This is a genomic window from Blautia sp. OF09-25XD (assembly GCF_003482095.1).
Lineage (GTDB): Bacteria > Bacillota > Clostridia > Lachnospirales > Lachnospiraceae > Fusicatenibacter > Fusicatenibacter saccharivorans.
The window spans coordinates 20093-39072 of record NZ_QUMG01000024.1; the positions used below are offsets into that span (position 1 = coordinate 20093).

At 52.1% G+C, this 18980-nt stretch carries 16 protein-coding genes and 2 pseudogenes; 15 read left to right on the top strand and 3 right to left on the bottom strand.

The window, feature by feature from the left end:
• The 3 genes and pseudogenes from rplI to DXA93_RS16130 all read left to right on the top strand — a co-directional run bounded on the left by rplI (position 1) and on the right by DXA93_RS16130 (position 2682).
• Positions 1 to 446 (top strand): annotated as a pseudogene (gene rplI / locus DXA93_RS16120) (50S ribosomal protein L9).
• Between the two features lie 4 nt (positions 447 to 450).
• Positions 451 to 1785: a replicative DNA helicase gene (gene dnaB / locus DXA93_RS16125; RefSeq protein WP_022461614.1), complete on the top strand. Its 1335-nt coding sequence runs from the start codon at positions 451 to 453 to the stop codon at positions 1783 to 1785.
• A gap of 300 nt (positions 1786 to 2085) precedes the next feature.
• Positions 2086 to 2682, top strand: a complete 597-nt coding sequence (locus tag DXA93_RS16130; RefSeq protein ID WP_055220134.1) for a MerR family transcriptional regulator — start codon at positions 2086 to 2088, stop codon at positions 2680 to 2682.
• A gap of 63 nt (positions 2683 to 2745) precedes the next feature.
• On the opposite strand, the gene DXA93_RS16135 is transcribed toward DXA93_RS16130, so the two are convergent.
• Positions 2746 to 2949, bottom strand: coding sequence for a DUF1858 domain-containing protein (locus DXA93_RS16135; protein WP_022461615.1), 204 nt, complete (start codon positions 2947 to 2949; stop codon positions 2746 to 2748).
• 206 nt (positions 2950 to 3155) lie between these two features.
• Between DXA93_RS16135 and DXA93_RS16140 the strand changes: the two genes are divergently transcribed.
• On the top strand, positions 3156 to 3326 hold the full coding sequence (locus DXA93_RS16140) for a DUF362 domain-containing protein (protein ID WP_022461616.1): 171 nt from the start codon (positions 3156 to 3158) through the stop codon (positions 3324 to 3326).
• A gap of 68 nt (positions 3327 to 3394) precedes the next feature.
• Here the strand turns inward: DXA93_RS16140 and DXA93_RS16145 are convergent, their stop codons facing one another.
• The gene (locus DXA93_RS16145; RefSeq protein ID WP_022461617.1) at positions 3395 to 4144 is read right to left on the bottom strand and encodes an adaptor protein MecA; all 750 of its coding nucleotides are present in this window, start codon (positions 4142 to 4144) and stop codon (positions 3395 to 3397) included.
• Positions 4145 to 4685: 541 nt separating this feature from the next.
• On the opposite strand from DXA93_RS16145, the gene DXA93_RS16155 reads away from it, so the two are divergent.
• The 4 genes from DXA93_RS16155 (at position 4686) to DXA93_RS16170 (ending at position 9508) form a co-directional block, all read left to right on the top strand.
• Positions 4686 to 6386: a glycosyl hydrolase family 18 protein gene (locus tag DXA93_RS16155; RefSeq protein WP_158583308.1), complete on the top strand. Its 1701-nt coding sequence runs from the start codon at positions 4686 to 4688 to the stop codon at positions 6384 to 6386.
• Between the two features lie 60 nt (positions 6387 to 6446).
• Entirely contained in the window at positions 6447 to 7463 is a 1017-nt protein-coding gene (locus tag DXA93_RS16160) for a hypothetical protein (protein WP_119208762.1), read from the top strand.
• Positions 7464 to 7545: 82 nt separating this feature from the next.
• Entirely contained in the window at positions 7546 to 8337 is a 792-nt protein-coding gene (locus DXA93_RS16165) for an N-acetylmuramoyl-L-alanine amidase (protein ID WP_330427412.1), read from the top strand.
• Positions 8234 to 9508 carry a transglutaminase domain-containing protein gene (locus DXA93_RS16170; protein ID WP_119208765.1) on the top strand — a complete coding sequence of 425 codons (1275 nt, stop codon included), beginning with the start codon at positions 8234 to 8236 and terminating at the stop codon, positions 9506 to 9508. Before DXA93_RS16165 ends, DXA93_RS16170 begins: the two co-directional genes overlap by 104 nt.
• Before the next feature lie 120 nt (positions 9509 to 9628).
• On the opposite strand, the pseudogene DXA93_RS16175 reads toward DXA93_RS16170, so the two are convergent.
• Positions 9629 to 9784 (bottom strand): annotated as a pseudogene (locus DXA93_RS16175) (electron transfer flavoprotein subunit beta); the annotation flags it as partial.
• 144 nt (positions 9785 to 9928) lie between these two features.
• Here DXA93_RS16175 and DXA93_RS16180 point away from each other — a divergent pair.
• The 7 genes from DXA93_RS16180 to DXA93_RS16210 all read left to right on the top strand — a co-directional run bounded on the left by DXA93_RS16180 (position 9929) and on the right by DXA93_RS16210 (position 18936).
• Positions 9929 to 12397, top strand: a complete 2469-nt coding sequence (locus tag DXA93_RS16180) for a methyltransferase domain-containing protein (RefSeq protein WP_119208793.1) — start codon at positions 9929 to 9931, stop codon at positions 12395 to 12397.
• A 10-nt stretch (positions 12398 to 12407) separates the two neighbouring features.
• On the top strand, positions 12408 to 13349 hold the full coding sequence (locus DXA93_RS16185) for an ABC transporter permease (protein ID WP_118697545.1): 942 nt from the start codon (positions 12408 to 12410) through the stop codon (positions 13347 to 13349).
• A complete protein-coding gene (gene nikC, locus DXA93_RS16190; RefSeq protein WP_117761943.1) occupies positions 13346 to 14152 on the top strand; it encodes a nickel transporter permease in 807 nt (268 codons plus the stop codon). Before DXA93_RS16185 ends, nikC begins: the two co-directional genes overlap by 4 nt.
• A gap of 36 nt (positions 14153 to 14188) precedes the next feature.
• Positions 14189 to 15025: an ABC transporter ATP-binding protein gene (locus tag DXA93_RS16195; protein ID WP_118640453.1), complete on the top strand. Its 837-nt coding sequence runs from the start codon at positions 14189 to 14191 to the stop codon at positions 15023 to 15025.
• Positions 15018 to 15785: an ABC transporter ATP-binding protein gene (locus DXA93_RS16200; protein ID WP_243002065.1), complete on the top strand. Its 768-nt coding sequence runs from the start codon at positions 15018 to 15020 to the stop codon at positions 15783 to 15785. The genes DXA93_RS16195 and DXA93_RS16200 overlap by 8 nt, the downstream gene beginning before the upstream one ends.
• Before the next feature lie 71 nt (positions 15786 to 15856).
• Positions 15857 to 17419: an ABC transporter substrate-binding protein gene (locus DXA93_RS16205; RefSeq protein ID WP_117804875.1), complete on the top strand. Its 1563-nt coding sequence runs from the start codon at positions 15857 to 15859 to the stop codon at positions 17417 to 17419.
• 107 nt (positions 17420 to 17526) lie between these two features.
• A complete protein-coding gene (locus DXA93_RS16210; RefSeq protein WP_022461629.1) occupies positions 17527 to 18936 on the top strand; it encodes a Sapep family Mn(2+)-dependent dipeptidase in 1410 nt (469 codons plus the stop codon).
• The last annotated feature ends 44 nt before the right edge of the window (positions 18937 to 18980 follow it).

Genomic DNA, 18980 nt, shown 5'->3' on the forward strand with positions numbered 1-18980 from the left:
ATGAAAGTTATCTTACTGGAAGACGTAAAAGCACTTGGTAAAAAAGGACAGACTGTAAACGTAAGTGACGGATATGCAAGAAACATGCTTCTGCCGAAAAAACTCGGCATCGAGGCAACCGCAAAAAACCTGAATGAGCTGAAACTCCAGAAAGCACACGAGGACAAAGTGGCAGCAGAGCAGCTCGCTGAGGCACAGGCTTCGCGAAAGAGATTGAGGACAAACAGGTTACCGTAGCAATCAAAGTCGGCGAGGGCGGAAAAGTATTCGGAAGCGTATCGGCAAAAGAGATCGCTGAGGCAGCAAAAGAGCAGCTCGGATACGACATCGACAAAAAGAAAATGCAGCTTCCGAACCCGATCAAGGTTCTTGGAACGACAGAAGTGCCGATCCGCCTGCATACCAAAGTAACTGCAAAGCTGAAAGTTATCGTAAAAGAAGCATAATTCTATGGAAGAAGCACTGATTAAACGAATCCTTCCGCACAGCATCGAGGCGGAGCAGTCGGTCATCGGTTCCATGCTGATGGGGCGCGAAGCCATCATGGCGGCATCGGAAATCCTGACGAGCGACGATTTTTACCAGCACCAGTACGGCGTCATTTTTGATGCCATGGTGGAGCTGTTCAATGAGGGAAAACCGGTCGATCTGGTCACCCTGCAGAACCGCCTGCGTGAAAAGGATGTTCCGCCGGAGATCAGTTCGATGGAGTTTGTCCGCGATCTTTTAAATGCGGTGCCGACTTCGGCGAATGTGCGCCATTATGCGAACATCGTCAGCGAGAAAGCGGTGCTGCGCCGTCTCATTAAGCTGACAGAAGAGATTGAGAATGACTGCTATCTGAACAAAGAGCCGGTGGAAGTCATCATGGAGGAGACGGAAAAGAAGATGTTCCAGTTATTGGGCCAGCGGAATTCCGGAGACTTCATGCCGATCCGCCAGGTTGTCATCAATACGCTGGAGAACATCGAGCGTGCATCGAAGACGAAGGGAAATGTCACGGGTATTCCGACCGGATTCACGGATCTGGACTACAAGACATCGGGTCTGCAGAACTCTGACTTTATCCTGATTGCGGCACGTCCGTCTATGGGTAAAACGGCGTTTGTCCTCAATATTGCGCAGTATATGGCGTTTAAGAAAGACAAAGCCGTTGCGATTTTCAGTCTCGAGATGTCGCGGGAGCAGCTGATGAACCGTCTGCTCTCGATGGAGTCGAAAGTAGATTCCCAGCATCTGAGAACCGGAAACCTGAAAGACGACGAATGGAGCAAGCTGATCGAGAGCGCCGGCATGATCGGTGAATCCCGACTGATGATCGACGATACACCTGGTATCTCGATCGGAGAGATGCGGTCGAAATGCCGCAAATACAAGCTGGAGCACGGTCTTGATATCATCATCATTGACTACCTGCAGCTGATGTCGGGAAGCGGAAAGAGCTCCTCGGAATCGCGCCAGCAGGAGATTTCGGATATCAGCCGTTCCTTAAAAGCACTCGCGAGAGAGCTGAATGTGCCGGTTGTTGCACTGTCCCAGCTTTCCCGGGCTGTTGAGCAGCGTACCGACCACCGTCCGATGCTTTCCGACCTGCGTGAGTCGGGAGCGATCGAGCAGGATGCCGACGTTGTTATGTTTATCTATCGAGATGATTACTATAATAAGGATTCCGAGAATAAGGGAATCGCGGAAATCATCATCGCCAAACAGCGAAACGGCCCGATCGGAACCGTCAATCTGGTCTGGCTGCCGGATTATACGAAATTTGCGAATGCAGAGAGATAAAAGAAAATATTTGTAACTATTCAGAGCCATGCGAAATTGAGGGGAAAAGTGCGACTCATGCTTGCATGAATGAGCACTTTTCCCCTCAATTTCATATGGCGAGAAGCCACATCGAGATGTAGCGTAGCGGAATCGAGATGGGGCTCTGAATAGTATGGTGTCAGAACGTGTCGTGGGATAGTCCTGCGGCACGTTTTTTTGTGTATAATTGTATAAAATTGTCGGAATATTACGATGAGATTTTCTTGCGGCGGGGTGGGGACGCTCTTATAATAAAGGGAAGAAGGGAGTGGCTGCCGTATGGAAAATAGAACGTATCTGGTCACGGAGGCGGAGAAGCTGACCGGGGAGAAAGCGCATGTGCTCCGGTACTGGGAGGACGAGCTCGGCATGGAAATCCACCGCAATTCGCTGGGACACCGCTGCTATACTGCGCAGGACATTCAGATTTTTCTGGGAATCCGGGAACTGAAGAAAAAGGGGCTTCACCTGAAAGCGATCCGCGAGCTGATGCCGAAGCTGGTGCAGGCAACGGCGGAGATCAAAGCGTTTCCGGCGGAAGCGGCAGAGACGGCAAAGGAGAAGCCGGATCCGGCAATACCGGGAAAAGCGGACGAAGTGCCGGAGGTGGTTGTCGATCTTCTGCCCGAGCGGGAAGCAGAACAGCTGGCGGACACTGTGATGCGGCAGGAAGAGGAGGAGCGTCAGACGGAGTTTTACCGCGTGCTCGGCCGTCTGCTCGATCAGATGATACAGAAGCGGCGCCAGGAAGAGCGGAGCCGCCGCGTGGACGAGGCGATCCGCCGCCACCAGCAGAGCCGGAGAGAAGCAGCGGCGACGCTGGAGCAGAAAGGAAAACGGACGAAAGCAAAACGGGGCCATCGGAACAATGGGTAAATCGGACAGAAAAAAAGAACGCCTGTGAGAGGCGTTCTTTTTGGATCCACGCGGAAATCCGACTTATTTTGCAGCCAGATAATCGTTGATCTGGTCTTCCAGAACCTGAGCGTCCAGGCCGTGAACCATAGCTGCTTCTTCCAGGGACTCACCCTGTGCAGAAGGGCAGCCGATGCAGTGCATACCGGCTCCCATCAGGATTCCGATGATATTTGTATCCATTGCGATTAACTCGCCGATTGTCATGTCTTTCGAGATCTTTGCCATCTTAAAGTTCCTCCTTTAAATGTGTATATACCCGTCGTTCCGATTTTGACGGCTATTTTGATTATAGCGTACCCCCGGGGGGAATGCAAGAACAAATTCATAAGATTATAGAATGTTTATAATTTTGTACTTGTATTTCAGGGGGCAATCGTTTACAATGTGGATAGTACCGAAAGGGCCAAAAAATCTACAAGGAGGATAAGATCATGGCATATGTAATCACAGACGAATGTGTAAGCTGCGGAACCTGCGCTGGAGAATGTCCAGTAGAGGCTATCGCTGAGGGAGATTCCCATTACGAAATCAACCCGGATGTATGCGTTGAGTGCGGAACATGCGCAAGCGTATGTCCAACCGAGGCTATCACAGAAGAGTAATTTGTACGGAACGTACAAAAAAGGAAGTCCTTCGCGGACTTCCTTTTTTTATACATACGTTTCAAAACTTACAGAGAAGCCAGCTCCTGCAGAGCATTCTCTTTTACCATTGCATTTCCATGTTCCAGCAGAAATGCTTCAGCGGCCAGGGAGAAGGATTCCTGTCTGCCGTACTCGGAAAGAATGTTGCAGACCTTGTTGAATTCCTCCGGTTTGCAGCCGGACTGGTGCAGAACGAGCTGATAGTTGGCATCTGCCGTGTTCTTATAGAGGGAATTGCTGCCGGTAAAATACTGGTTCAGCGCTTTTGCGGAGCTGATGACATCGTCGAGGGTTGAGAAGTGGAAGGTGCGTACCAGATCCACATTCTTTTCCTCTGATGCTGCAGGCTCTTTTTCGTTTTCCTTCTGTGCCGCTTTCTTTGCGATTTCCTGTGCCTTGTTCTTCACATCGCAGAGCTTGTGGAACAGGTCGATGATGTCGTCCGCGCCGGAATACTGTACCGGTTCCGGTCCGTCCGTATCGTCGCCGGATGGAGCAAATTTGGCGAAGCGGGTGTCGAGCTCCTGTGGATCCTCGACTCTGGTGATAATGAGGACAATGCTGTCCGGAGCCACCGGAACGGCCTCGACCATGAGCGGGGCATTATCCACATTGAAGCCGAACTGCTGGTTGGCTTCAAGCATCATATCCTGAAACAGGCTGCGGGCCTTTTCCGTGCCGTAAGCCAGTTCGCTGAGCTTTAAATTTCTTTCGGCAAGATCGGCGCTGGTCAGTGTGCAGCGGATCTTGTTATCATTGATTTTTTCTATTTTCATAACTCTCACGTCCTTAATTACTCTTTACTTATATAAATAGGGCTGCTTACGATATAGTATAACACATCACGGAAAGAAGTAAAGAACTTAAGATTTTTTTTACATTTCGCATAATTTTTTCAGAAATGAAGGGACAAACTTTATTTGTAATTCCCCCGGTTTGAAGTATAATGAGAGTTGGGGAAACCTTTGCTTCTGCCCGGAGGTGCATACTCCGGCCGGAAGCAGGCACAGAAAAAACGGATCGGATAAGAAGGCGTCCCCGCGAAACATGATCATTGAAACTAAAAACAAAAGTATTTCATACGGATCGATGGGGCTTTCTTTTTTGTACGTCACAACTGCAAATAAGCCATGAAACAAACAATCGACAAAACTTTTTAAACAGATTTTCTGAAAAATACCCAATAGCAAAAAGCAACGATACTTTCTGACTCGCATGCGGTTCCCTTGCGCATAACGGTTGCTATTGGGTATTTTTTTTGTTATAATGGGCGCAAGTGGGGAGATCTTCAGAGCGAAGAAAAGGGGAAAAGAACACATGAAGGAGCAACAGAAGAAAAAAGCAGCGCCGGTACTGGTCGTACTGATTCTGATCGTGCTAGTCGGTGCAGCAGGCATTGTTTCATTTTTGATAAACCGATATAAACCCGGAACCGAATACATGGCCGGGAACGAATATTTTAACCTGACAGACGAAAACAGCGTTGCGCTGATCCAGAACGGAGAACTTCTGGAAGAGCAGGCCGTCCTTATCGGAGGAGAGCCGTATGCGGCGTACACATATGTAGAATCCCAGCTGAACAGCTGCTTCTACTGGGATGAAGAAACAAAAGGAATCCTGCTTACAACGAGCGGCGGCGTGCAGACACTGCTTCCGGGCGATGCGGCCGTTGCCAAAACACCGGGCGGACAGCCTGCCGTACAGCAGGAGAGCGACGGAACGGTTTACATTTCGCTGGATGTCGTAAAAGAATACACAGATCTCGACTATGCATATTACAGCGATCCCAACCGTGTTGTAATCCGGAATGAATGGGACGGAGTGGAGCAGGCGACGGTACAGTCAGACACCGCGCAGGTGCGCCAGAAAGGCGGCATCAAGAGTCTGATTCTTGCGGATGTACAGAAGGGTGACACCCTGCTGTATCTGGAAAATCTGGACAACTGGTGCAAAGTCATGACGGCGGACGGCTATACCGGCTACATCCAGACAGAGGATATCTCCGAGCCGGAGGCCATCGAAGCGCGGACGGCAAAGAAAGATTCCTATGAAAGAATTACACGGGATCACAAAATCAATCTGGTCTGGCATCAGAGCACATCGACCGAGTCGAACGACGCGATGGCAGAGATGACAGCAGAAATGACCGGCGTGAACGTGATTTCACCGACCTGGTTTTCCGTGACAGACGAAACCGGTACGATTTCCAGCCTTGCGAGCGCCGATTACGTGAAACTGGCGCATGAAGCGGGACGGGAAGTCTGGGGATTGATTGATAACTTTAATGAAGCATTTGACGAAACAACCGATCTTGCCTACGCATCCGTGCGCAGTAGAATCATTGAGCAGCTGCTCGCCGAGGCAGCATCGTGCGGCATGGACGGCATCAACGTGGATTTCGAGAATCTGAAAGAGGCCGGAATCCCGCATTACCTGCAGTTTCTGCGGGAACTGACGAGCGCGGCGCATGCACAGAATCTTGTGGTGTCGGTCGATACGCCGGTACCGCAGGCTTACACGATGTATTATCAGCGCGGCGAGCAGGCAAGATTTGTGGACTATATGATTGTCATGGCCTATGACGAGCATTTCGCGGGAAGCGAGGAGGCAGGCTCTGTTTCATCCCTCCCGTTCGTACAGCAGGCCGTGGAGGAGATGACGCGGGTGATGCCTGCCAATCAGGTGATCTGCGGAATCCCGTTTTATACCCGTGTCTGGACGGAAAAGTTCGGACAGAGCGCCATTACCAGCGAGGTGCTGGGCATGGATGGCGCCAAAAACTATGCCAAAGAGAATCAGATGACAGAAACCTGGGATGCATCCCTTGGCCAGAATGTGGCAACGGTAGAAACTTCCGATGCCAGATACACGATCTGGATGGAGGATGAGCAGTCCATGGAGGAAAAACTGAAAGTGATCCAAAGCGCCGATCTCGCCGGAGTGGCAGAGTGGAAGCTCGGATTCGAGTGCGCAGACGTCTGGAGTCTGATTTCAGAATATATTGAAACAAACAGTTGACGAGGAGTCCGGGAAGGATAAGGGGAATGATAAAAGCCCGGGCACGAAGGAGGAGTATACATGTCAGAAAACAATCACGAAGAATTATTTAAAACAACGCTGATGGGCGGTTTCGATAAGGACGATGTCATGACGAAAGTGCAGAACCTGAAAGATCAGGCGTATGCCGCTCAGAAGAAACTGGAAGCAAAGATCGAGGAAAAAGAGCAGGAAATCGAGAAGCTGAACCGCAAGATCCGCGAGCGTGAGGATAAAATCGAGGAGCTCGAAAAAAATATTCATGAGAAATACCAGAGCTATATCGACAATTATGACAGCATCAGCGGCCTTGTGTTTGAGGCACAGGTGAAAGCGAAAAAACTGACACAGGAAACAGAGGAGAGCTGCAGAAAGCTAAAAGAAGAGACCGAGGAAGCCTGCCGCCGGAAAACCGAAGAAACGGACGAGTCCTGCCGCGAGAAAACGGAGGAAACGGATGAGGCGTGCTGCAAAAAGAAAGAGGAGACAAACGAGTCCTGCCGGAAACAGCAGGAAGAGACAAAGGAATCCTGTGCAAAGCAGCGCCGCGAGACGAAGGAACAGTGCGAATACATGGTAGAGAGCGCACGTCAGAAGGGCGAGGAACTGGCTGCTGTTTATGAAGAAAAACTGCAGGCCGAAGCAGAAGAAATCCAGAGCCATATGGATGCGGAGCTGCAGAAAGCCAACACCAGATACCAGAAGATTTACGCCGAGATGGAAACCATGACAAGTGTACTCGAGAAGAACCGCAGAATTTTTGAGGAGACTTTTGCCGGCATCGAAAAAATGCGTGAGGAGATGAAACGTTCTGCGTCGGAAGTGGAAACCTTCATGAAAGATCCGGTAAAAAGTATCTTTCCCGGAGAGGCAAAAGAAACAGCCGCAGAGCCAGGCAGTGAAGATACCGCAGAAGAAGCAGAGGAAGAAGACGAAATCGTCGAAAATTCCGCAGTCATCGATCTCGAAAATGAGCCGGATTATCTCGATGATGACAACGACGAAGAAGAGGATGAAATCCCGAATCGCGCGCATGATGAAGAAGATGAGGAAGAGTAACCGGAAGCAATAAGAGTTGTAACCTAACCCGCTGCTGCATAAAATGACCAAGAAAGGAAATTTGCAGCAGGGGGCTTTTCATTTGGAAAAAGGGAAAAAACTGGAATGGCTGATGGCGGTGATTCTGCTTTCGGCGGCGTATGTTCTGTCCCGCGAGGGCGCACGGCTGGTGGCAGCACAGAAGGCAGCCACAAAAGTAGTGGTGCTGGACAGCGGCCACGGCGGCGACGATCCCGGCAAAATCGGGGCAAACGGTGTCAAAGAAAAGGACATCAACCTTGCGATTGCCCGTCTGCTGAAAAAGAAGCTGGAAAAGCAGGGAATCCTTGTGGTGATGACGCGGGAAGGGGAGAATGATCTCTCCGATCCGGGAGCCGTGAATGCGAAAGTGCAGGATCTGCAGCGGCGCGTGCAGCTGATTCATGAAAAAAAGCCGGACTGTGTGATCAGCATTCACCAGAACAGCTACCCGGATGCGGCGGTCAAAGGGGCGCAGGTGTTTTATTATACGGATTCAAAAGAAGGCGAAAAACTGGCGCTCTGCATGCAGGCTGCACTGGTCGCGGGGCTCGATCCGGCGAATCACAGGAAAGCCAAGGGAAACAAAACGTATTACATGCTGAAGAAGACAGACGCAGTGCTGGTGATCTGCGAGTGCGGATTCCTCTCAAATCCGGAGGAAGAAGCGCTCCTGAACACAAAGGAGTACCAGAAAAAGGTGGCGGATGCACTGTGTGACGGCGTTTTAACGTATCTGGGAGAAAAGAAGAATGGCAAAGAGAAGACACAGACGAAGACGGAAGAGACCGCTGCGGGCGCTGCTTCCGCTTATGCTTGTCCTGCTGGCGGCTTATCTGGTATTCGGAGAATTTGATGAGAGCGATCCCGCGCAGAACGGAAGCGGAGCGGACAGCAGCACTGCTTCACAGACGGCAGACGAAAACAATGGTCTGTCAGAGAATGGCGCAACACAGTTTCAGGCGGAAAATACAGATGAGGAGGAGCTGGCGAAGCGGTATTATTACAGCCAGCTCGATGAAAACAGACAGATGATTTACCGCGAACTGGTGCAGGGAATCGCGGAACACCAGGAAACCATCATCACAAAAGGCGGCGATCCCGATGTGACGGCGGAGGTTTACGGATGGGTCTATATGGATTACCCGGAGTACTGCTGGATCAACGGAGCATCACATGTCACGGGATACGGCGAGCCGAAGAACTACTGCGAGGTAGTTCCGGAATACACGATTCCTGCGGAGGAGATCACAGGCCGCCAGACCCAGGTCGAAGGGGCGGGAAATGATTTCTTAAGTGATATCGACCGTTCGATGGATGACTATGGGAAGATCAAGGCTGTCTTTGAAAAATGTATCCGGCAGATTGATTATGTGAAAGATGCGCCGGAGAATCAGACACTCTACAGCGGACTTGTGAACGGACAGACGGTCTGCGCAGGCTATGCCAGAACGTTCCAGTATCTGATGAACCGCCTGGACATCCCGGTCATTTATGTGACGGGAACGACAGACACCGGCGAGGCGCACGGCTGGAATATCGTAAAGTGCGGAGACAATTATTACAACGTCGATGTAACCTGGGGCGATCCGGTATTCGCAGAGGGCGAGAGCGGCGAGTACAATCTGCCGGACGACCTGATCTACTACGATTTTCTCTGCGTTTCCGATGCGGAATTTTCGGACACGCATCAGGCGGATGCGAATCTGCCGCTCCCGGCGTGCAATGCAGATGACCTCGAGTATTACCGCCAGATCGGCCGGTACATGGATACATTTGATGCGACGCAGATTCTGTGGGAAATGGAGACGGATATTGAAGAGACAAAAGAGTATTCCGAATTTAAATTTGCCACCGATGATCTGATGGCACAGGTCATGGAAGCCCGACCGGAGCTTCTCGATAAGGCTTCCGGCTATCTTTGCAGCTATTACGGACTCGGGTCCGTAAAATATACATACAGCGAGGATACGGCGACAAGAAAGCTGATGGTATTCTGGCAATATAAAGGAGAACCGAGTGAATGACGGTTCTCCTTTAAAAATATCCGGAAACAGAATGTCGATCAGCTCGCGCTCGAGAAACTCGATGGTAATCAGGCACGGATAAGGGAGTTCGGAAACCTGTGAAACACTCACAAGATCCTGACGGACGGTGATGGAATGATCCGTGACATCGGTAACCTCTGCGACCCAGGCGGCATGCGGGATCGTCAGATGTTTCGCAATCAAAGGGCCGACCTGCGCGGTATCGCCGTCGGTTGTCTGACGTCCGCAGATAATCAGATCCGCGCCGCCGATCACCTGAATACCCTGCGCCGGCGTTAAGAATATCCCCCGTGGGGGCTTGTGAAAAAGGCCGATTTTTGGTAGAGTAAAGGGATATTTGAGCGGTTGGAGAACGACCGCGCCGGGAAAATTAAGAAAAAGAAGAAAGAAGCGGAAGATATGGAACAGGAATTATTACAGGAAATTGCCTCCTACTGGGGAACCCGTGCGGAGGGGTATTCTGAGGTCAATGAAAAAGAACTGGCGGGAAGCCAGAGAGAAGCGTGGCTGCATGTATTAGAGGAGCAGTTTCCAGAGAAAAAGAAAGAAGAGATGAAGATTCTCGATATCGGAACCGGCCCGGGATTCTTCCCGATGATTTTGTCGGAGGCAGGTTATACGGTGGCGGCTGTTGACTACACGGAGGAGATGCTGGAAAAGGCGAAAGAGAATCTGGGAAAATATACGAAATACGGTCTGGAGCGCGTGACGCTGCAGCGGATGGATGCACAGAATCTGGAGTTTGCGGATGAGACCTTTGATGTTGTCATTTCCAGAAATCTGACCTGGAATCTGGAAAAGCCGGAGCAGGCATACCAAGAGTGGATGCGTGTCCTGAAACCGGGCGGCGTGTTGCTCAATTTTGATGCGAACTGGTACGGTTATCTCTATGACGAGGAGAAAAAAGAAGCGTACGAGGCAGACCGGAAGAAAGTGGAAGAGCAGCAGCTCGACGACCATTATCTGTGCACGGACATTGACCGCATGGAAAACATTGCGCGCCAGGTGCCGCTCTCTGCGATGGAACGGCCGGCGTGGGATACGAAGGTGCTCGAATCCCTCGGCGTCTGTTCCATCCAGACCGATTCCGAAATCTGGAAGCGCGTCTGGAGCGAGGAGGAGAGACTGAACTATGCATCGACCCCGATGTTTCTGGTGCGCGCGGAAAAAAGCGCAGAGCAGTCCTTCCAGCTTGGTGATGTGACCGTCCGCCGCGGCGAAAAATATCAGGGGGATATCTCCTTTGCGAATGGGGATATCGTGCTTCCGGGAACGATTATCTGTGGAAAACTTCCGGGAAAAACAATGCTGATCACTGGCGGCGTTCATTCCGGGGAATACGTCGGCATTCAGGCGTGTGTGGAACTGGGAGCGGAGCTTCAGCCGGAAAAAACGGTTGGAACGATCGTGATTTTAAAGGTCTTAAACCGTCCTGCTTTTGAAAACCGTGCGGGCAGTCTCGGACTTTCCGATGGCAAAAACCTGAACCGTGTATTTCCGGGCAATCCAAACGGAACCGAGATGGAGCGGCTGGCGTGGGCGATGACAAAGGAAGTTTTCCCGAAAGTAGATTACTATATCGACCTCCACAGCGGCGACGATTTTGAGGATCTGACGCCGTACGTCTATTACGCCGGAAAAGCGGCGCAGGAAGTGATGGAGACTTCGCGGAAAATGGCGGAGCAGGTGGATGTACCGTACATGGTGCGCTCCATGGTATCATCGGGCGGAGCTTACAACTATGCGGCATCCAGAGGAATTGCAAGTATTCTCCTGGAGCGCGGCGGCATGGGCGCATGGACATCCGAGGAAGTCAATTCGGACAAGCGCGATGTGCGCAATATCCTAAGCAGTCTCGGGATGTATCAGATCCGCCGCGATGTGCGGAACTACGTGCCGATGGAAGTGACGGATGTCCGCTATCAGGCGGCTTCGGAAAGCGGCCTGTGGTATCCGGCGGCGAAACCGGGCGATATGGTTGCAGAGGGCGCACTGCTCGGAACGATCCGTGATTATAATGGAAAACTCCGTGAGACGTGCCGTGCCGAGTACACCGGTGTGGTGCTGTACCAGACGGGCAGTCTGCAGGTAACAGAAGGGGGCCCTGTCGTTGCTTACGGAAGAATTGTGCGCGAGCCGGAGTACGACGACCGCAAAGAGCAGATTGTCCATTACTGGGAGAAACGGAGCGAGAGCTTTTTAGAGCAGAGACGCTCCGAACTTGCAAACCCGATTGCGAAGCGCTGGATGAAAGAGATTGAAAAACAGATCCCGGCGGGAAGACGGTTAAAGATCCTTGATGTGGGCTGCGGAGCCGGATTTTTCTCGATCCTGCTGGCAAAAGAGGGCCACGAGGTATTCGGCATCGACCTGACACCGGAGATGATTGAGAATGCAATCCAGCTTGCCGAAGAAGAGAATGCCGACTGCTGCTTCCAGGTCATGGACGCGGAAAATCCGATGTTTGCGGATGAAACGTTCGATGTTGTCATTTCCCGAAACCTGACGTGGACGCTGCCGAATGCGGAGCATGCTTACGGCGAGTGGATGCGTGTGCTGAAAACGGGCGGTGTGCTGCTGAACTTCGATGCCAATTACGGAAAAGAAGATGTTGCCGATACGAAGGGACTTCCGGAGGCGCATGCCCATTTCAAGGTTGGAAACGAGATGCTCGAAGAGTGCGAACGGATCAAATCACAGCTCCCGATCAGCCGCAAAAACCGGCCGGCGTACGATGTGGCGGTGCTGTGCGAAAACACAGCGGGAGAAATCCGCATTGATACGAGCCTTGGAAAACGCATTTATCTGGAAAAAGACGAGTTCTATAACCCGGCACCGATGTTTTCGATTTGTGCCGTGAAGCAGTAAAGGAGTATTTGTGAAAAAATATCTGTTAAAACGACTGCTTCGCCTGATTCCGGTATTCCTCGGCGTGACGATTCTCGCTTTTCTGCTGACGGGACTTTCCTCGGTCGATGCGGTGGATTTAAAAGAGAGTAGCAGCGGCGGCGTGATGTCGGAGGCGGAAAAAGAAGCGATGCGGGAGGAGCTGGGACTGAATGAGCCGAAAGCTGTCCAGTACCTGCAATGGCTGAAAAACGCCCTGCGCGGTGACTTCGGGGAGTCGTACGTTTCCGGCAAACCGGTGCTTGTAAGCTTCTGCGAAAAACTGCCCGCAACGATTGCACTTGCGGCGCTGGCGCTTGCCATGACGGTCTGTCTTTCGTTTCCGCTCGGTATCTTAAGTGCAAAATATCAGAATACATGGGCGGACCGCAGTATCAGCCTGTTCTGCTTTGCAGGTAATTCGTTTCCGGGGTTTTTCACTGCACTTCTTCTCTTGTATTTCTTTTCGCTGAAATGGAATCTTTTTCCGGTTCTCAGTATGGGAAAGGGATGGAAAAGCTGTGTGCTTCCGGCGGCGACGCTTGCGGTTTCGATGACGGCAAAATACACCCGTCAGGTGCGTTCTGCCGTGCTTGCAGAGCTGGAGCAGGAGTACGTGGCGGGTGCACGGGCACGTGGGTTAAGTGAAAACCGGATTCTGTTTGGAAATGTATTAAAATCCGTGCTGCTTCGGATGGTCACGCTGCTATTCTTATCCGCCGGTTCGCTGCTTGGAGGAACCGCCATCGTTGAGACGATTTTCATGTGGAATGGTGTCGGAAAAATGGCCGTGGATGCCGTTTCCATGCACGATATTCCCGTGATTCAGGCATATCTGGTGTGGATGGCGGCGATCTATCTGCTGCTGCATCTCATTGCTGATCTGATGATGGGTGCACTGGACCCGCGGGCGAAGCTGGAGGGAATGCGATGAAAAAAGAACAGAAAAGAAAGATCCTTTTTTATGGCATCCTCGCCGGTGCGCTGCTGCTGTTTGCCGCGTGTGCGGCCCATCTGGCACCGTACGATCCGTATGAGCAGAATCTGGAACTGTCCCTTCTTCCGCCGTCCGCGGCGCACTGGATGGGGACGGACCGCTATGGAAGAGATCTGTTTTCAAGGATTCTCTCCGGCGCGCGGGTCAGCATTTTTTCAGCACTTCTTGTCGTTGCGGCAAGCGCTCTGATCGGAACACTCGCCGGAATTTTCAGCGGCTGGCTGGAAGGTAAAACGGATACGGTTCTGATGCAGATCTCCGATATTTTTCTGGCCTTTCCGGGTATGGTATTTGCAATCGCATTTTCCGGCGTTCTGCAGAGCGGCATGACGGGAGCCGTTGTGTCGCTGATCCTTGTTTCCTGGCCGAAATATGCACGGCTTGCACGGAACCGTGTGCTGGCACTGAAACACATGCCGTTCATCGCGGCGGCGCGCCTTACAGGAAACGGAACATGGAAGATGATCAGACGCCATATTCTGCCGAATCTTGCGGGGCAGACGATTGTCACAGCGGTGCTTGATATCGGAACGATGATGCTGGAAATCGCGGGTCTGTCCTTCCTCGGCCTTGGTGCGGAAGCGCCGTCGGCGGAGTGGGGAGCGATGATGAGCAACGGAAGGAGTATGCTGCAGACCGCGCCCTGGGTCATTCTGGCGCCGGGACTGGCGATTTTTCTGACCGTTCTTGTCTGCAATCTGCTTGGTGAGGCGGTACGGAAAACGGTGGATCAGGGATAAGGGGCAAACGAAAATGGAAACAAAGGGAGCAAAAACATGAGCGAAAAACTGCTGGAAATCAGCGGCCTTTCTGTCTGTTATGAGGGGGAGCAAATTTTAAATAACATCTGTTTTTCCGTCGAAAAAGGAGAAACCGTCGGCATCGCCGGGGAGTCGGGCAGTGGAAAAAGTACCTTGCTGCGAGCGATCCTGCGGCTGATGGGAAAGAATGGTTCCATCACCGGCGGGCAGATCACATTTCGCGGAGAGGAGCTGACGGGCATGTCCGAAAAGAAGCTGCGGAGTCTGTGCGGTTCAGAAATTGGTATGATTTTCCAGAATACAGGGGCATCACTCTGTCCGACCCGGAAAATCGGAGCACAGATCTGTGAAAGCGTGCGCGCCCATGAGAAACGCTGCGGATTCATCACCCCGATTTCTGGGGGAATGTCTGGCAGAAAAAGCCGCAGAGAAATCAAAGATATGACGCTCCAGCGATTTGCGGATATGGGGCTTTCGGATGGCGAGACGATCTGGAACAGCTATCCATCGTCGCTCTCCGGCGGCATGAACCAGCGCGTCGGGATTGCGCTCGCAATGCTGCTGCATCCGTCGCTTCTTCTGGCGGACGAGCCGACGAGTGCACTCGATGTGGTTTCGCAGGCGCAGGTGCTGCGGGAGCTTCAGGCGTTGCAGCAGAAAGAGCAGACGGGGATGGTGCTGGTGACGCACAATCTTGCGGTTCTCGAGCAGATGGCAGACCGGGTTGCTGTTTTGAAGGATGGAAACATCGTGGAGCAGGGGGAGACAAGGACGGTTTTCGATCACCCAAAGGACGAATATACAAAAAATCTCCTTGCGGCTGTGCCGGGAAGAGGGAAGAACGATGCATAATCATAACATGCTGGAAGTAAACAACTTAAGCAAAAACTTTGCTGGAACCGGCCGGGAAACGGAATTTGCCGCCGTGGACGGCATCAGCTTCACACTGGATGCGGGGGAATGTCTTGGCCTGATCGGGGAGAGCGGATGCGGAAAAAGCACGACGGCCCGTCTGATCACCGGATTGGTTCAGGCGGATGCAGGCAGCGTTCTGTTGGAAGGCGAGGAAATCCTCGGAAGAAAAGGCAGGCGGCAGCGCGAAGTTTACCGGAAAATACAGATGGTCTTCCAGACCCCGCAGGATTCCTTCGATCCAATGCAGACGCTCGAAACCGGGATTCTGGAAGCTTTTCGGAATCAGGGAATGAGCCGGAAAGAAGCCTGTCTTCGTCTGCCGGAACTGCTGGAAAAAGTGGAGCTTGCCCCGGAAACGGCGAAACGCTATCCCCGCGAGACGAGCGGCGGAGAGTGCCAGAGAGCCGCAATTGCGCGGGCTCTTGCTGTGCAGCCGTCTCTTCTGATCTGCGACGAGGCAACGAGTGCGCTCGATGCGGCGGTACAGGCGCAGATCGTTCAACTGCTGAAAAAACTGCAGCGGGAAGAAGAACTTGCGATGCTGTGGATCGGCCACGACCTTGCGCTGGTGCGGGAACTCTGCAGCCGTGTGATTGTCATGCGGCAGGGAAAAATCGTGGAGCAGGGGGAGACGCGGGAGGTATTGGAGTACCCGAAAGAGGAATATACGAAACTGTTGATGGAGTATAGTCTGTGAGAAAACTGTTGAAACAGAAAATCAGACAGCGGAAATGGTGGTGCCATTTGCGAAAACAGGAGAAGTACAGAATGCAGAGAAAGAACGGCAGAAGGAAAAAAATTGCATATGTTTTGTGCGGCATTCTGGCGGTGGTACTGTTTTCCGGTTGTCAGAGCACAGCGGCAGATGGTACAGATGAAAAAGTTTTCGTATACGGCGACACGACATTCAACGCCGAAAACGACGAGTCCGATGTCAACCCGCACAACGGCTATTCCGGCTGGGCGTGTATCCGCTATGGGATCGGTGAGACGCTGTTTCATTATTCCGATTCTATGGAGATCGAGCCATGGCTGGCAGAAAGCTATGAGATTGTGGACGATACAACATGGCGGATTACACTGCATGAAGGCATCTCCTTTACAAGTGGGCGCACTCTCGACGCGGAGGCGGTCAAAGAATGTCTCGAGGATCTGATCGCAGTACATGACCGTGCACGCGGGGATCTGAAAATTGAGAGCATCGAGGCAGACGGCCTGATCGTAACGATTCACACCGAACAGCCTGTCCCGGCGCTTCTGAATTATCTGTCCGACCCATATGGATGCATCATTGATATGCAGGCAGGTGTGACGGATGACGGCAATGTCGCCGGAACCGGCCCGTACCGCGCAGTACAGGTGGAGACGGATCAGGGACTGACACTCATGAAAAATGACAATTACTGGAACGGAACGCCAAAGCTCGACCGGATCGAAGTAAAAACGATCCGCGACGGCGATACGATGACGATGGCGTTACAGTCAGGCGAGCTCGACGCGGCGTACGGCCTGCCGTATTCCAATCTGATCCTGTTCCGCGATGAACCATACACGATTTCTTCGGCGGATACGTCGCGTACCTTCTTCGGACAGTTCAACGGATCATCCGAGGTGCTGCAGGACGACCGCGTGCGCGAGGCAGTCATCGGAGCGATCGACCGGGAGGGCTTTGTGAATACGCTGATGGAAGGAAACGGAAGTGTGGCGGAAGGCCCGTTCCCCTCTTACTTTGCATTCGGCGACAGCAAAGTGCAGGAGGAGTCCTATGATCTTGAGTATTCCAGAGAACTGCTGGCTGAAGCAGGCTGGACCGATGAGGACGGCGACGGCTACGTGGAAAAAGACGGAAAACACCTGACCATCTGCTGGCTCACGTATCCGAGCCGCCAGGAACTGCCGCTTCTCGCGGAGAGTGCACAGGCATCGCTGAAGAAAATCGGAATCGAAGTACAGATCCAGTGCACGGCAAATCATCTGGAACTGCTGAAAAAAGGAAACTGGGATGTTTATGTCAGCGCATTTGTCAGCGCACCGACGGGCGATCCCGAGTATTTCTTTACAACGCACTGCCTGCAGGATTCCTCCAAGAACCGCGGCGGTTATTACAGTGAGACACTCGAGATGCTGGAGCAGCAGTTAAGCGGCGAGTTTGATACCGAAAAACGAACCGAACTGGCCATCGAGATGACGCAGACGCTGCTGGATGACCACATGTTTTTCTTCGCATCACACCTCAAAATGTCGATGGTATCCGGCGAGGGCGTGACGGGGCTTACGGCGCATCCGTGTGATTATTATGAAATTACAGTCAATTTGGACAAAAACAAATGATTATTTGGAAAAAGAGCAGAAAATGTGGATTTTCTGCTCTTTTTGCGCTATGATAGGAAAAGAACGGCACTGCGACGGTGCCAGAGAAGAGAAAAGGAGAAGTTACGATGCGGAAAGAAGAATTAAGAACATATATTGAAAACCACGAATCCGAAATGATCGAAGACCTGAAAAGCCTGATCCGGATTCCAAGCGAAAAACAGGCGGTAGAGCCAGGCAAACCATTCGGCGCACCGGCGGCAGAAGCACTGGCGCAGGGAATCGAAATTCTGGAAAAATACGGCTTTGCCGTAACCAACTACGACAACTACGCGATTGCAGCTGACTTTAATCAGGAAGAAAAGGGCCTTGATATTCTCGCCCATCTCGATGTCGTACCGGCAGGCGAAGGCTGGCAGGAGACCGATCCATTCACCCCGCTCATCAAAGAAGGAAAAATGTTCGGCCGCGGAACCGCAGACGACAAAGGACCGGCGATCGCAGCTATCTACGCAATGCGCGCTGTCAAAGAACTCGGTTACCCATTAAAGAAAAATGTCCGTCTTGTCCTCGGTTCCGACGAGGAGTGTGGAAGCTCTGACCTCGAATATTATTATAAGAAAGAAGTGGAAGCACCATGCACCTTCTCACCGGATGCCGAATTCCCGGTCATCAACATTGAAAAAGGCGGCATGCGCGGCCACTTCGAAAAAACATCCGATGCCGGAACGACAGGCGTGCGCCTCGTATCCTTACAGGCCGGCACCAAACTGAACGTTGTACCAGGCAAAGCATATGCAGAGCTTGCCGGCATGGCAAAAGAAGACCTGAAAACCTGCGCTGACGAGACTGAGCAGAAGACCGGCGTTTCCTTCGTTCTGGAAGACACCGAAAACGGCAATATAAAAATCACCGCCTGCGGTGCCTTCGCCCACGCATCCACCCCGGAAATGGGTAACAACGCACTGACCGCACTGCTGCAGCTTCTCGCATCCGTTGGAATGGAAGAGAGTGAACTGAAAAACGACATCAGTTTCCTTGCAAAAGTTTACCCGCACGGCGACGGCAAAGGCGCAGGCCTCGGTGTCGCCATGTCAGATGAAGAGTCCGGCGAGCTCACCTTAAGCCTCGACCTTATGAACTACGACGGTAAAACCTTGACCGGTTCCTACGACTGCCGCGCCCCGATCTGCGCGACAAAAGAAAACCTGTACGATACCGCCGGGCAGAACATGAAAAAAGGCGGCTTCTCCATGGAAGGCAGCGGAATGTTCCCACCACACCACGTCCCGGCCGACAGCCCGTTTGTCCAGACCCTGCTGCAGTGCTACACGGATGTCACTGGAAAACCAGGCAAACCATTTGCGATCGGCGGCGGAACGTATGTGCATCATCTGAAAAACGGTGTTGCATTTGGATGCGCAGACCTTGAAGTCGACAACCGTATGCACGGAGCAGACGAGTTCGTGGAAATCGAATGCCTGAAAGAATGCGTTGTGATCTTCGCGGAGGCGATTCTGCGGATCTGCGGGGAATAAATAATTGAAAAATAAAAGATAAAAAAGATCTTCAGCCAAACCGA

Bases quoted from the DNA above. Each gene is read 5' to 3' on its own strand.
- dnaB (WP_022461614.1), top strand. From the start codon at position 451: ATGGAAGAAGCACTGATTAAACGAATCCTTCCGCACAGCATCGAGGCG.
- DXA93_RS16130 (WP_055220134.1), top strand. From the start codon at position 2,086: ATGGAAAATAGAACGTATCTGGTCACGGAGGCGGAGAAGCTGACCGGG.
- DXA93_RS16135 (WP_022461615.1), bottom strand. From the start codon at position 2,949: ATGGCAAAGATCTCGAAAGACATGACAATCGGCGAGTTAATCGCAATG.
- DXA93_RS16140 (WP_022461616.1), top strand. From the start codon at position 3,156: ATGGCATATGTAATCACAGACGAATGTGTAAGCTGCGGAACCTGCGCT.
- DXA93_RS16145 (WP_022461617.1), bottom strand. From the start codon at position 4,144: ATGAAAATAGAAAAAATCAATGATAACAAGATCCGCTGCACACTGACC.
- DXA93_RS16155 (WP_158583308.1), top strand. From the start codon at position 4,686: ATGAAGGAGCAACAGAAGAAAAAAGCAGCGCCGGTACTGGTCGTACTG.
- DXA93_RS16160 (WP_119208762.1), top strand. From the start codon at position 6,447: ATGTCAGAAAACAATCACGAAGAATTATTTAAAACAACGCTGATGGGC.
- DXA93_RS16170 (WP_119208765.1), top strand. From the start codon at position 8,234: ATGGCAAAGAGAAGACACAGACGAAGACGGAAGAGACCGCTGCGGGCG.
- DXA93_RS16180 (WP_119208793.1), top strand. From the start codon at position 9,929: ATGGAACAGGAATTATTACAGGAAATTGCCTCCTACTGGGGAACCCGT.
- nikC (WP_117761943.1), top strand. From the start codon at position 13,346: ATGAAAAAAGAACAGAAAAGAAAGATCCTTTTTTATGGCATCCTCGCC.
- DXA93_RS16195 (WP_118640453.1), top strand. From the start codon at position 14,189: ATGAGCGAAAAACTGCTGGAAATCAGCGGCCTTTCTGTCTGTTATGAG.
- DXA93_RS16200 (WP_243002065.1), top strand. From the start codon at position 15,018: ATGCATAATCATAACATGCTGGAAGTAAACAACTTAAGCAAAAACTTT.
- DXA93_RS16205 (WP_117804875.1), top strand. From the start codon at position 15,857: ATGCAGAGAAAGAACGGCAGAAGGAAAAAAATTGCATATGTTTTGTGC.
- DXA93_RS16210 (WP_022461629.1), top strand. From the start codon at position 17,527: ATGCGGAAAGAAGAATTAAGAACATATATTGAAAACCACGAATCCGAA.